Genomic DNA, 13,350 nt, shown 5'->3' with positions numbered 1-13,350 from the left:
AGGTCAGCGAGGGGTGAACGGCAGGGGTCGCCCGGCCAGCCCGCGCGGTCGCACGGCCACCCGCTGCGCGATCTGCGTCAGCGCCCGGCCCGCGGGGCTCTCCGGCGCGGACACCACCACGGGTTCGCCGGCGTCGCCGCCCGCGCGCAGCGCCGGGTCCAGGGGAACGGTGCCCAGCAGCGGCACCTGCGTGTCCAGCACCCCGGACAGCCGCTCCGCCACCTCGGCGCCGCCGCCGGTCCCGAACACATCCAGGACGGTGCCGTCTGGCAGGGTCATCGGCCCCATGTTCTCCACGACGCCGGCCACGGTCTGGCCCGTCTGCTCCGCCAGCTGACCGGCGCGCGCGGCCACCTGCGCGGCGGCGTGCTGCGGCGTGGTCACCACGAGCAGCTCCGAGGCGGGCAGCAGCTGCGCCGTCGAGATCGCGATGTCCCCGGTGCCCGGGGGCAGGTCCACGAGCAGGACGTCCAGGTCGCCCCAGTGCACATCCGTGACGAACTGCTCGAGCGCGCGGTGCAGCATCGGCCCGCGCCAGGCCACCGGTCGGTCCGCGTCGAGGAACATGCCGATCGAGATGACCTTCACGTCCCGCACCACGGGGGGCAGGATCATCCGGTCCAGCTTCGTCGGGGTGCCGGTCACGCCCAGGAGCCCGGGGATGGAGTAGCCGTGCACGTCCGCGTCGATCAGGCCGACGGCGAGCCCGCGCGCGGCGAGCGCGACCGCGAGGTTGGCCGTGACCGAGGACTTGCCCACGCCGCCCTTGCCCGAGGCCACCGCGAGGACGCGCGTGAGCGTCCCCTCCCCGAACGGGTTCGTCGGCCGAGTCGCGCGCAGGGCGTCCTGCAGCGCCAGGCGGCGCTCGGGCTCCATGACCCCGACGCGAACGTCCACGGATTCACAGCCGGGCACGACGGCGACGGCGGCGGCCACGTCCGTCTGGATCGTCCCGCGCAGGGGGCACGCGGCGATCGTGAGCAGGACCGCGACCTCGACGACGCCCGGGGCGGTCTCCACGACCGACTCCACCATGCCGAGGTCGGTGATCGGGCGGCGGATCTCGGGGTCCTGGACCGTGGCGAGCCGTTCCAGCACCCGGCGCTCGAGGTCGGTGCGGACCTCGGGCACGGGCAGGCCCAGGGCGCTCATCGGCCGCCCCCGTCCACCGGGCCCGCACCGTCGGCGGTACCGGCCGCCGGACCGGACCCCCCGGCCTCGCGGGCCTCCTGGGCCGCGAGGGTGGCGAGCGTGGTGGTCGTGGGCTCGGCGCCGGCGTCGCCGCGCCGCGCATCCCGGCCGCGGCCCTTGGTCTTCTTGTTCTTGCGGGGCTGGGCCTCGGCGCCCGGGAGGCCGGCGCGCAGCTCCTCCCGGATCTCCTCCCGGATCTCCTCCCGGATCTCCTCCCGCAGCTCGGCGCGCAGCGCCTCGCGGAGGTCGTCCCTGAGGTCGTCCTGGACGCCGCGCAGCTCGCCGCGCACGAAGTCGCGCGTGGCGACCTCCTGGACGGCCAGCCGCAGACCGGCGATCTCGCGGGTGAGGAACTCGGTGTCGGCGAGGTTGCGCTCGGCGCGGTCACGGTCCTCGCGCAGCGCGACTTTGTCCCGGTCGTCCTGGCGGTTCTGCGCCAGCAGGAGCAGGGGTGCGGCGTAGGACGCCTGGAGGGAGAGCATGAGCGTGAGCGCGGTGAAGCCGAGCTCGGCGGAGTCGAACCGCCACTCCATCGGGCCGAACGTGTTCCAGCCCAGCCAGGCGGCGCAGAACAGCGTCATCCAGACGAGGAACTGCGGGGTGCCCATGAAGCGGGCGATGCCCTCGGTGGCCTCGCCGAAGGCGTCCGGGTTCGGGGCCAGCCGGGGCACGCGGCGCCCGCTGGCGCTCAGCGGGGTGTCCAGGCCGGTGCCGCGGCCCGGGCGCAGGTCTCGCGCGGTCTGGGTCATGCTCACACCTCCGGTGTCGTGCGGCGGCGGGCCGCGGGGGTCAGGTTGCGGGGCGGGTCTCGGCGTCGTCGAGGTCCATGGCCCGCCAGTCGTCGGGCAGGATGTGGTCGAGCAGGTCGTCCACGCTCACGGCCCCGACGACGCGGTCCTGCTCGTTCACCACGGGGATGCACGTGAGGTTGTAGGTCGCGAGCTCGCGGGTCACATGGGCGATGGGGGCGAGGTCCGAGACGGGCTCGAGGTCCTTGTCCATGATGTTGCCGATCGCCTCCGGCGGCGGGTACCGCAGCAGGCGCTGGAAGTGGACGACGCCGAGGAACCGGCCCGTCGGCGTCTCCAGGGGCGGCCGGGCCACGATCACGAGCGAGGCCAGCGCGGGGGAGATCTCCTGCTGTCGGATGGTCGCCATGGCCTCGGCCACGGTGGCCTCCGGGGGGAGGATGACCGGCACGGGGGTCATGAGCGAGCCCGCGGTGCCCTCCTCGTACTCGAGCAGGCGCCGGACGTCCTCGGCGTCCTCCGGCTCCATGCGTTCGAGCAGCAGCTCCTGCTGGGAGTCGGGCAGCTCGTGGAGCAGGTCCGCCGCGTCGTCCGGGTCCATCTCCTCCAGGACGTCGGCGGCGCGGTCGATGTCCAGCTGGGAGAGGATCTGCACCTGGTCGTCGTCGGGCAGCTCCTGGAGCACGTCCGCGAGGCGTTCGTCCTGCAGCTCGCTGGCGACCTCGACGCGGCGCTTCTCCGACATGTCGTGGAGCATGTCCGCCAGGTCGGCGGGCTTGAGGTCCTCGTGCGCGGCGAGGAAGCTCGTGGCCCCCTGCGGGTCGGCCTGCGCCGTCCAGCGGGCCTCGTCCCAGTTCAGCAGGAGGTGCTCGCCCCGCTGGGCGCGGCCGAAGGGGCCGCGGCCGACGATGCGGCGCACGTACAGGTCCGAGACCAGCCAGTCGCCGTTGCGCTGCTGCTCCAGCCCGATGTCCTCCAGGAAGGCCTCGCCCGACCCGTCGGAGAGGCGCACCTTCCGGTCGAAGAGGTCGGCGGCCACCATCTGCTCGGCGCCACGGCGGGAGAACCGGCGCAGGTTGATCAGCCCGGTCGTGATGATCCGGCCCGAGTCCATGGACGTCACCCGCGTCATCGGGACGAAGACGCGCTTCTTGCCGGGGACCTCGATCACGAGGCCGGTGGCGAACGGGGCTGCGGCGGGGCCGCGGTCCAGCACGACGACGTCGCGCAGCCGTCCCAGGCGGTCGCCGAGGGGGTCGAAGACGTCCAGGCCCAGCAGGCGGGCTACGAAGATCTTGGGGGAGCTCACCGACCCAGCCTACGGCGTGCCGGGCCGCGGCTCCGTGTCCGCGGACGGCGGACCGCCGCCCGCCCGGGCGCCGGGCCGGGCACAATGGGTCCATGTCGTTCATGATGTCCAACCCTCAGCCCGGCGCCGAGCAGGGCCTGCCCCGCGGAGAGCTGCTGGCCACCTACGCCACCTACGCGCAGGCGCGCGAGCAGGTGGACCGCCTCGCCGCCACGGACTTCCCCGTGAGCGCCGTGTCGATCGTGGGCAAGGACCTGCGGGTCGTGGAGCGGGTGCGCGGCCGGCTGAACTACGCCCAGGTGGCGTTGTCCGCGGGAGTGCGCGGCGTGTTCTTCGGTGGACTGATCGGCGTGTTCCTCTACCTGCTGGCCCCCGAGGCCGGCCCGGGGCAGATCCTCACCTCCATGCTGCTGGGCCTGGCGGTGTGGCTGATCTTCGGCGTGATCGGCTTCGCGATGCGTCGGGGCCAGCACGGCTTCGCGTCCTCGCAGGCCGTCGTGCCCACGGCCTTCGACCTCGTGGTCGCGTTCGACCACGCCGCCCGCGCCCGCCAGGAGCTGGGCCTGGGCGGTGCCGCGGCCCCGACGCCGCCCGCGGCCCCGCAGCCGGCGCCCGCGCCCGCCGCGGAGGAGGCCGAGGACGGGCCCGTGCAGGCCACCCCGGCCGCCGCGCCGTCGTCGGGCGGGTCCCACGCGGCGCCCGCTCCCGGCGGACCCGAGGCGCCGGCCCGGCCCGTCCCGGAGGCGGACCCCGCGCCCACCGGCCTGGACCGCTCCTACGGCGTGACCCTGCCCCCGGAGGAGGTCGCCAAGCTCATCGAGGCGCGCGGCGGCCACCCGCCCCGGCCCCAGGACGAGCCGCGCGGCTGAGCCCCGTCAGAGGGACCAGGACTCGAGCCGCCGGAGCATGTCGCGCTTCTTGCTCGCATGACCGTGCATCCGGCCCAGGATGTCGCCGAGGACGGTGACGGCGCGGTCGATGTACGGGCCCTTGTTCAGCATCGCGGCCTCGGCCCGCTGCGCCATCGCGGCGTCCGTGATCTCCGCCCGTGAGGGCAGGCCGGTCTTGGCGAGGGACTCGAGGACCTGGGTGGCCCAGATCGCGGGCACGTGCGCCGCCTCGCACAGCCACAGGATCTCCTCCTGCAGCTCGGCCATCCGTGCGAAGCCGGCCTCCACCGCCAGGTCGCCACGGGCGATCATCACCCCGACGTCCCGCCAGCGCATCGCCTCGAGCAGCATCCGCGGCAGCTGCCGGAAGGCCTCCACCGTCTCGATCTTCAGCGTGATGTCCACGTCCGGTGCGTCCTCGGCCTCGAGCGCGTCGATCAGCTGGGCCACGTCCTCGGCCGAGCGGACGAAGGACATGTTCACCATGTCCGCGTGGCGGGCCGCGAACGGGATGTGGGCGAGGTCCTCGTCCGTGAGGGCCGGGATGGCCAGGTGCGTGTCCGGGAAGTTCACGCCCTTCTCCGCCTTGAGCTTCGCCCCGCGAGGGCCGGCCTGGGTCACCTCGAGGGTGATCTCGTCGGCGGACACCGCTGTGATCCGCGCGCCGATCCGTCCGTCGTCGATGGAGACCCGGTCGCCGACCGCCGCATCCGCGAACGCCTGCGCCAGGGTGAGGCCGATCCGGTAGGGCGGCGTGTCGACCGCGGGGACCGGCTCGAGCGAGCGGGCCAGCACGATCTCCTCGCCCTCGTGCACGCGCATGGACTGCTCGAGCGGGGGCAGCTGGCCCACCTCGAGCGGACCGTGCGGCGTCGTCAGCGCCGTGCCCGTCGCCCAGTAGACCGTCTTCTCCGCCCGCACGAGCACGCCCTCGCCGTCCACCCGCTCGACCTCCAGCCTGCGGTGTGCGCCACGCGCGTCGGTCAGCTCGATCTCGTCGCCGCGCTGCAGGCCCGCCAGGGTCTTCCCGTCCGGGTCCGCCAGCGGCACGACGACGGCGCCCTCCGGCCCGTGAGCCGCGGCCACGGCGTCGTGGGTCCCGGCGGCGAGCCACACGCGGGAGGGCTCGGTGACGGTCCCGGAGGGGTCCCGGGCGGGCTTCACCTTCACGACGCGCGGGCCCGGCTCGATGGGGCCCGTGCGCACCTTCGGCCCGGCCAGGTCCATCGCGACCAGGGGAGCGGGCCGGCCCGCCCCGGCGCACCGGCGGACCGCCGCGATCATGGCGGCCCACGCCTGCTCGTCGTCGTGGGCGCAGTTCACGCGCGCCAGGTCCATGCCGGCCTCGGCGATCCGGGTCACGAGCTCCGGGTCCGTGGCGGCCTCGGAGGGCATGGTCACCATGATGCGCGCGTCCCGGTCGTCGCGGGCCGGACCGAGCAGGCTCGCCGCGTTGCGGGCGAGGATGGCGCGGCCCTCGGCGGAGGTCAGGGCGTCGTCCTCCGGCGCGGGGGCGGGGTCGCCGTCGAGCGCGCGGGCGGCGGCCAGCACCGCGTCCACGTGGCCCAGCACGCCGGCCTCCATGCGGCCCAGCGAGGACAGTCCGGCGTCGCTCAGCGCCTCCTGCAGGGGCCGCAGGTCGGTGCCGCGCAGGGCGACGTAGTGCACGAGGTTCCGGGCCGAGGCCCGGTGGCGCTCCCGGACGCGGGAGATGAGGTCGGCGTGCTCCGCCTCGGCGGAGAGGAGGCGGTCGCGGAGGGCGGTGAGCTCGGTGGTCAGGTCGATACCCATGGTCCGAACCCTAGGGGCGCCCTCCGCGCCGGATCACGCCTGGAGCCGCGCCATCCAGGCCTCGATCTCGTCCGGGGTGCGGGGGAGGGCCGCGGAGAGGTTCTCGGCCCCGTCCTCGGTCACGAGGATGTCGTCCTCGATGCGCACGCCGATGCCGCGGTACTCCTCCGGCACGGCCAGGTCCTCCTCCTTGAAGTACAGACCCGGCTCGATCGTGAAGACCATGCCCGGCTCGAGCACGCCGTCCAGGTAGAGCTCGCGCTTGGCCTGCGCGCAGTCGTGCACGTCGAGGCCGAGGTGGTGCGAGGTGCCGTGGGGCATCCAGCGCCGGTGGTGCTGGCCCTCGTCCGAGAGCGCGACCTCGGCCGAGACCGGCAGCAGGCCCCAGCCGTCGAGGCGGTCGACGAGCACCCGCATGGCCTCGGCGTGGAGCTCACGGAACCGGATGCCGGGGCGCACGATCGCGAAGGCGGCGTCCGCGGCGTCGAGGACCGCATGGTAGATGCGGCGCTGCACGTCCGTGAACGTGCCGGACACGGGCAGGGTGCGGGTGATGTCAGCGGTGTAGAGGGAGTCGTCCTCGACGCCGGCGTCGAGCAGGAGCAGCTCACCCGGGCGCACGGCGCCCGTGTTGCGGATCCAGTGCAGGATCGTGGCGTTGTTGCCGGAGGCCGCGATCGTGTCGTAGCCCAGGTCGTTGCCCTCGAGGCGGGCGCGGGCGAAGAAGGCGCCCTCGACCACGCGCTCGCCGCGGTCGTGGCCCACGGCGCGCGGCAGGGCCCGCACGACGTCCTCGAAGCCCGCGATCGTGGCGGCCACCGAGGCGCGCATCCGCTCGATCTCCCACGCGTCCTTGACCAGGCGCAGCTCGGAGAGGAACTCGGCGGTCTGGGCGTCGGCCTCGGCCGCGGCGGCCAGGTCCACGCCGGCCTCGGTCCGGACGGCGGCCAGCAGGGCGTCCACGTCCTGGTCGGTCTCGGCCAGCAGCCGCACCGCGGTGCCGTCCGCGGCCACGTTCTTGGTGACGGCGGACTCGAGCTCCTCGAGCCCCGCCGTGCGCAGACCCGTGCGGGCGGCCAGGCCGGCCAGGGTCGGACGGGGGCCGATCCAGAACTCACCCGAGCGCGAGTCCGCGTAGAACTGCTCGGTGTCCCGGCCGGCCAGGGGACGGAAGTACAGGGTGGCGGTGTGGTCCGTGCCGTCGTCGCCGGCGCCCGGGTCCGTGGGCTCGAGCACGAGCACGGCGTCCGGCTCGTGGTCCACGCCGAGGCCCGTCAGGTGGGCGAACGCGGAGTGCGCGCGGAAGCGGTAGTCGGTGTCGTTCGAGCGGACCTTGAGGCGGCCGGCCGGCACCACGATCCGCTCGCCCGGGAAGCGCGCGGACACGGCGGCCCGCCGCCGGGCGGCGTACGGGGCCGAGGCGTCGGGGTCGGGCAGGGCCTGCGACGAGGGCGCCCAATCGGAGGCCATGAAGTCGCGGAAGGCGTTCGAGGCGGGGCGCTGCGAGCGGTTGTCGACGCGCTCGGCCAGCGGCTGGGGGTTCACCGCGCCGGTGCCGTCGGCGCCCGCCTCGGGGGTGGCGGCGGGCTGGTCGGGGGTGGTCTGGGCGGGGTGCTGTGCGGCATCGGTCATGCCCTCCATCATGGCACCGGTGGGCGGGGGCAGGTCGGGGCCGCCGCGCGCGGGTCGTCGGTACCATGGCCGCCATGGCCCGCTACGACCTGCACACGCACTCGACCGAGTCCGACGGCACCGAGCCGCCGGCCGACGTGGTGCGTGCGGCGGCGCGGGCCGGGCTGGACGGCCTCGCGCTCACCGACCACGACACGACCGCCGGCTGGGCCGAGGCCGCCCACGCCGCGCGGGAGACCGGGCTGACGCTCGTGCCCGGCATGGAGATGTCCTGCACCTCCGCCGACGGCGTGAGCGTGCACGTGCTCAGCTACCTGCACGACCCCGAGGACCCCGCCCTGCTGCGGGAGGTCGGCCTGGCCCGCGACGCGCGGCTGATCCGGGCGCAGGAGATGGTGCGGCGCCTGGGCGCGGACTTCCCGATCACGTGGGAGCTGGTCCAGGAGCACGCGGCGGAGAACGCGACGATCGGCCGGCCCCACCTGGCCGACGCCCTCGTGACGATCGGGGCCGTCCCGGACCGCTCCGCGGCGTTCCGGGAGATCCTCGCCGGCCGGTCCAAGTACTACGTGCCGCACTTCGCCCCGGACCCGGCCGAGGCGGTCGCGCTCATCCGGGCCGCCGGCGGGGTGCCGGTGTTCGCGCATCCCCGGGCGCGCATGCGGGGCCGCGTGGTGGGCGACGAGGTGTTCGAGCAGATGGCCGAGGCCGGACTGGCGGGGGTCGAGGTCGAGCACCGGGACAACCCGGCGGAGGAGCGCACCTGGCTGCGCGCATTCGCGGACCGGCACGGACTGTTCGTCACCGGCTCGTCCGACTACCACGGCACCGGCAAGCCCAATCCGATCGGCGAGCACACCACGGGCGCGGAGGTGCTCGCCGAGATCGAGCGGCAGGGCACCGGCACGGCGATCATCCGCGGCTGAGCCCGGACGGCCCGGGCGACGGCGGAGGATCCGTTGCGCGAATGACCCTTCCGGCCGCCTGCACGGCGGTCAGAAGGGTCATTCGTGCAGAAGACTCCCGGGGGCCCGGAAGGGAGGGTCAGCCGTCCACGACCTCGCCGTTGCGGCGCCGCGTGCGGGAGCGGCCGCCCCGGCGACGACGGGCCTCGGCCCGGGCCTCGGCGCGCTCGGCCCGGCGGGCCTCCGTGAGCTCGACGCCGGCCACCGGCTCCGACGTCCGGGCCGCGGGGGTCTCGGAGCGCGAGGCGGTGCGCTCGCGGCCCTCGCCGCGACCACGGCCCCGGCCCTCGGCGCGCTGCTCGGCGGGTGCCTCACCACGCCCGCGGGCCGAGCGCTCGCCGCGGCCTCCGCCGCGTGCATCGTCACGGCCCTCGCCGGAGCGGCCGCCCCGGTTCCGTTCGCCACGGCCTCCGCCGCGCGCCCGGTCACGGCCCTCGCCGGAGCGCCCGCCCCGGCCTCGGCCGCCGCGCTCGCCGTCGCGGGACCGGCCGCCCTCGCGACCCCGTCCGCGGCCGCCGTCGCGCTGCTTCGCCTCGGGGCCGCCGAGGTCCTCGAGCGTCTCGCCCTCGAGGCCCTCGAGCACGCGCTTGGCCTGCGGCAGACGGCCCTTCGTGCCCTTCGGGATGCCGAGGTCGGAGAACAGGTGCGGGGAGGAGGAGTAGGTCTCCACCGGCTCGGGCTGGCCGAGGCCGAGCGCCTTGTCGATCAGGGACCAGCGCGGCATGTCCTCCCAGTCCACGAGGGTCACCGCCACGCCCTTGTTGCCGGCGCGGCCCGTGCGGCCCACGCGGTGCACGTAGGTCTTCTCGTCCTCCGGCGCCTGGAAGTTGAACACGTGCGTGACGTCGTCGACGTCGATGCCGCGCGCCGCGACGTCGGTGGCCACGAGGATGTCCACCTTGCCGTTGCGGAACGCGCGCAGCGCCTGCTCGCGGGCGCCCTGGCCGAGGTCGCCGTGCAGCGCGCCGGCCGCGAAGCCGCGCGCCGTCAGCTCGTCCGCCACGCGAGCGGCCGTGCGCTTGGTGCGCGTGAAGATGATGGTCCGGCCGCGGCCCTCGGCCTGCAGGGCGCGGGCCACGAGCTCGTCCTTGTCCATGTGGTGGGCGCGGTAGACGAGCTGACGGATGTCCTTCTTCGTCAGGCCCTCGTCCTCCGGGTCCGCCGCGCGGATGTGGGTCGGCTGCGTCATGTAGCGGCGCGCCATCGCGACCACGGGACCCGGCATGGTGGCCGAGAACAGCATGGTCTGACGCACGGCCGGGACGGCGGCGAGCAGGGTCTCGACGTCGGGGAGGAAGCCGAGGTCCAGCATCTCGTCGGCCTCGTCCAGCACCACCGTGTTCACCAGGTCCAGGCGCAGGTGGCGCTGGCGCATCAGGTCGATGAGGCGGCCGGGGGTGCCGACGACGATCTCGACGCCGCGCTGCAGCTCCTCGATCTGCGGCTCGTAGGCGCGGCCGCCGTAGATGGTGGCGATGCGCAGGGGGCGCCGGGCCGCGGCGGCCGTGAGGTCGCCGGCCACCTGGACGGCGAGCTCGCGCGTCGGGGCGACGATCAGGGCCTGCGGGGCGCCCGCGGTGCCCTTGGCCTCGAGGCCGTCCCAGCCGGGCTCGCCCGGGCCGATGGCGCGCTGTAGCGCGGGGATGCCGAAGCCGAGGGTCTTGCCGGTGCCGGTCTTGGCCTGGCCGATGATGTCGTGGCCGCCGAGGGCGACCGGCAGGGTCATGGCCTGGATGGGGAAGGGGTGGACGATGCCCTTGGCCTCCAGGGCCTCGACGATCGCGGGGTGCACCCCGAAGTCGGCGAAGGTCTGCTCGGGGGCCACGGGGGCGGCGTCCTCGGTGACGATGTCCTCCGCGATCGCGGCGACCGTCGGGTCGAGGTCGGCGGAGGCGGGGGTGTGCTCGGAGTTCTGGGTCATGGCGACTCGCGTTCCTGGTCAGGCGTCGTCACGGCGGGCGGAAGGCCCGGCTCCGCCGTGCGCGCGGTTCAAGCGGAAGCCGATCGCGAGGCAAGCACGCGGAGCGGCCGACGGGCGGCGCCCCGTGGAACCGGGCGGGCGCGCCGTACGCGGCGGGCCGTGCCGGATCCGGCAGGTCATGGTGCCGTCCCGGGCGTCAGGGGCGCGGGCGGCGGGTCAGGGTGATCAGAGAGCGACCGGTCATCCTGGGTCAGCGTGAGCTGTGCGGCCAGTCTACCCCCGCGGCCGTGATCGCACCCGAGGCGCGGTCCACGCCCTCGATCCGCACGCGCACCCGGGTGCCCGCCGGGACGCTGCCCGGCACCCGCAGGCTCACGGCCGGGTCGAGCAGCCACACCTCCGTGCCGTCCTTCGCCTCGCGCACCGCGATCCCCTCGAGCTCCGCGCCGACGCGGGACTCGAGTGCCGCCGCCTCCACGAGGTCCGCCGCCGTCCGGCTCGCGGCCGAGGCCCGGCGCGACGAGTCCGCCATGAGGGCGGGCAGCGCGGGCAGGGCGCTGCGGACCCATGCGGGGGCGGGGGCGCCGATGGCATGGGCGTGGCACAGGGCCAGGACGAAGCGGTCCACGAGCCGGCGCAGCGGAGCGGTGGCGTGGGCGTAGGGGGCGGCGAGCGCGGCCTGGGCCGGTTCGTCCGGCGGGGTGCGCAGGGCCGGGTCCTCGGCCTGCGCGTCGAAGGCCGTGTACCCGGCGCCGCGGAACAGCCCGGTGGCCGCGTGCAGCACCGCCAGGTGCCGCGCGTCGGCGGGGTCGAGGGAACGCAGGTAGGCGCCGTAGTCCTGGCCCTCGTCCCACGGGGCGCCCAGGGCGCGCGTGCGCTCTCGGAAGGCGGCGACGGCGTCGGTGTCCGGCGCCGGCATCGTACGCAGGATCCCGACTCCGGCGGCCAGCATCAGCTCGGCCGCGGCCATGCCGGTCAGCAGGGAGAGCTGGGCGTTGTGCTCCTCCGCCGGCAACGGCGCCCGGTGCACGAGCTCGTGCGCCCCGTCCTCGGTGACACGGACCTCCTGGTCCGGCAGGTTCAGGGAGGCGCCGCCGCGGGCGGCCTCCTGCGCGGCCCGCCGTCGGCCCACCTCCGGCAGCAGCGCCAGCGAGTCGCGCACCTCGGCCGGCCACCCCTCGGCGGCGGCCCGGTCCGCGTCGGTGACCCCGGGGCGCGGCGTCGTCGGCGCCTGCGCCCCCGGCTGTGCGTCGAGGAAGGCCTGCACCTGCCCGTACGTCAGCTGCGCCCGGGAGCGGATGCGGGCGCGTTCGAGGCCGGTCTCGACGACGGCGCCCGCGGCGTCCAGCAGGAACGTCCACACGAACGCCGGGCGCTCGCGGTCGGGCAGCAGCGAGGCGGCGTCCTCGCTCAGCACCTCCGGGTGCAGGGGGACCCGGCCGTCGGGCAGGTAGACGGTCTGGCCGCGGCGGCGGGCCTCGCCGTCCACGGCGCCGCCCGGGGTCACGAAGGCGGGCACGTCCGCGATCGCGTAGCGGACCAGGATGCCGTCGTCGTCGGCGGGGGTCAGGAGCAGGGCCTGGTCCAGGTCCGTGGAGCCGGCGGGGTCCACGGTGACGAACGGCAGGGCCGTGCGGTCCGCGTGGTCCGGGCTCCCGGTCAGGCCCGCGTGCACCTCACGCGCGGCCGCCTCCGCCTCGGCCAGGACGGGGGCGGGGAAGGCCGGCGGCAACTCGAGCTCCGTCCGCAGGGCGGCGAGGCGCTCGAGCAGGGTCGGGTCGGCGGGGCCGCGGAGGCCGAGGGCGTGAGGGGTCATGGCGGTGCTCCTGGGCAGGGGGCCGAGACGACGCACGCCCCGGCGGATCACCGGGGCGTGCGGGCGGGTCAGGAGGCGGCGAACCCGAGCGGGCCCGACTTCTTCGCGCCGATCTCCACGAAGCCGATGCGGTCGCCGGGGACGACCACCTGGCGGCCCTTGGCGTCCGCCAGGACCAGCGGGGTGCCGTCGGAGACGGCGGCGTCCACGAGGGAGCGGACCTCGTCCGCCGACTGCTCGCTGTCGATGACGACCTCGCGGCCGACGTGCTGCACACCGATGCGGATCTCCATGGGGAACCTCTTCTCTTCGTCGCGTCCTGTGCGGTCCGCCGTCAGCCTACGGGACCGCTCGGCGGGGTGGACGGGCACCCCCGAGGTTCACCCGCGGGCGAAACGGGCCGGACGGCCGGGTCAGCGCGGCGCGTCGTCCGCGGAGGGCAGCGAGGCGAGGCCGCGCCAGACGAGCGCGTCCACCGTGCGGGCCATCTCGGCGGCGGCGGGGCGGGCGTCGGCGTCGAGCCGGTCCGCCCAGTGGCGGGCGGCGCCCAGGAGATAGCCGACGAGTCCGCGGGAGAGCACCTCGGCCTCGGCCTCGGCCACGGTGGTGTCCGCGCGGATGGTGCGCGCGACCTCGGAGGAGAGCAGCCGGTGCACGGCCTCGCTGCGCGTGCGCACCTCCGGGTCCCCGTCGATGCCGGAGTCGAAGATCAGGCGGTGGGTCCGCTCGGGGGAGGCCATGTACTCGAACACGGCGGCGACGGTGGCCCGCACCCGTTCGCGATTGTCCCGGCGGGTGTCCATCGCCGCCTCGAGGAGCGCGCGCAGGCTCGCGACCTCGGCGTCCAGCAGCTCGAGGAAGAGCTCGTGCTTGCTGGGGAAGTGCTGGTAGAGGACCGGCTTGGAGACCTCGGCCCGCTCGGCGATCTGCTCCATGGAGGCCCCCGCGTACCGCTCCGCGGCGAAGACCGCGCGGGCGCAGTCCAACAGCTGGCGGCGACGCTCGTGCCGGGGCAGACGACGGCCTCGCCCGGGCTCGTCGGGCGCGGTGGCGGCGGGGTGGGCGGTCACGGGGTCCTCCTGGCGC

At 75.5% G+C, this 13,350-nt stretch carries 11 protein-coding genes; 2 read left to right on the top strand and 9 right to left on the bottom strand.

The features are described from left to right. Positions 1 to 3 precede the first annotated feature (3 nt). From AC0VX0_RS07705 to AC0VX0_RS07695, 3 genes are read right to left on the bottom strand one after another with little or no spacing between them, the layout of a single operon-like run. The gene (locus AC0VX0_RS07705) at positions 4 to 1,152 is read right to left on the bottom strand and encodes an Mrp/NBP35 family ATP-binding protein (RefSeq protein WP_036339206.1); all 1,149 of its coding nucleotides are present in this window, start codon (positions 1,150 to 1,152) and stop codon (positions 4 to 6) included. Further along, the gene (locus AC0VX0_RS07700; RefSeq protein ID WP_036339209.1) at positions 1,149 to 1,940 is read right to left on the bottom strand and encodes a DUF1003 domain-containing protein; all 792 of its coding nucleotides are present in this window, start codon (positions 1,938 to 1,940) and stop codon (positions 1,149 to 1,151) included. Before AC0VX0_RS07700 ends, AC0VX0_RS07705 begins: the two co-directional genes overlap by 4 nt. Before the next feature lie 40 nt (positions 1,941 to 1,980). After that, entirely contained in the window at positions 1,981 to 3,249 is a 1,269-nt protein-coding gene (locus AC0VX0_RS07695; RefSeq protein WP_036339212.1) for a magnesium transporter MgtE N-terminal domain-containing protein, read from the bottom strand. A gap of 92 nt (positions 3,250 to 3,341) precedes the next feature. Here AC0VX0_RS07695 and AC0VX0_RS07690 point away from each other — a divergent pair, with 92 nt between their 5' ends. After that, positions 3,342 to 4,118 carry a YflT domain-containing protein gene (locus AC0VX0_RS07690; RefSeq protein WP_036339215.1) on the top strand — a complete coding sequence of 259 codons (777 nt, stop codon included), beginning with the start codon at positions 3,342 to 3,344 and terminating at the stop codon, positions 4,116 to 4,118. 6 nt (positions 4,119 to 4,124) lie between these two features. Here AC0VX0_RS07690 and AC0VX0_RS07685 read toward each other — a convergent pair whose 3' ends face one another. After that, entirely contained in the window at positions 4,125 to 5,930 is a 1,806-nt protein-coding gene (locus AC0VX0_RS07685; protein WP_036339218.1) for a pyruvate kinase, read from the bottom strand. Positions 5,931 to 5,963: 33 nt separating this feature from the next. Next, a complete protein-coding gene (locus tag AC0VX0_RS07680; protein ID WP_073117084.1) occupies positions 5,964 to 7,562 on the bottom strand; it encodes an aminopeptidase P family protein in 1,599 nt (532 codons plus the stop codon). Between the two features lie 65 nt (positions 7,563 to 7,627). Between AC0VX0_RS07680 and AC0VX0_RS07675 the strand changes: the two genes are divergently transcribed. Continuing rightward, positions 7,628 to 8,488, top strand: coding sequence for a PHP domain-containing protein (locus AC0VX0_RS07675; protein WP_049147253.1), 861 nt, complete (start codon positions 7,628 to 7,630; stop codon positions 8,486 to 8,488). Between the two features lie 118 nt (positions 8,489 to 8,606). Here AC0VX0_RS07675 and AC0VX0_RS07670 read toward each other — a convergent pair whose 3' ends face one another. The 4 genes from AC0VX0_RS07670 to AC0VX0_RS07655 form a co-directional block, all read right to left on the bottom strand. Further along, positions 8,607 to 10,448, bottom strand: a complete 1,842-nt coding sequence (locus AC0VX0_RS07670) for a DEAD/DEAH box helicase (RefSeq protein ID WP_095353688.1) — start codon at positions 10,446 to 10,448, stop codon at positions 8,607 to 8,609. A gap of 250 nt (positions 10,449 to 10,698) precedes the next feature. Next, positions 10,699 to 12,264, bottom strand: a complete 1,566-nt coding sequence (locus tag AC0VX0_RS07665; protein WP_049147257.1) for an RNB domain-containing ribonuclease — start codon at positions 12,262 to 12,264, stop codon at positions 10,699 to 10,701. Positions 12,265 to 12,332: 68 nt separating this feature from the next. After that, positions 12,333 to 12,557, bottom strand: coding sequence for a DUF3107 domain-containing protein (locus AC0VX0_RS07660; protein WP_049147259.1), 225 nt, complete (start codon positions 12,555 to 12,557; stop codon positions 12,333 to 12,335). A gap of 120 nt (positions 12,558 to 12,677) precedes the next feature. Continuing rightward, a complete protein-coding gene (locus AC0VX0_RS07655) occupies positions 12,678 to 13,334 on the bottom strand; it encodes a TetR/AcrR family transcriptional regulator (RefSeq protein ID WP_069941428.1) in 657 nt (218 codons plus the stop codon). Positions 13,335 to 13,350 lie beyond the last annotated feature (16 nt).

The sequence above is a fragment of the Micrococcus sp. iso_26 genome, assembly GCF_056172975.1.
This window is presented reverse-complemented; position numbering and strand designations above follow the sequence as displayed.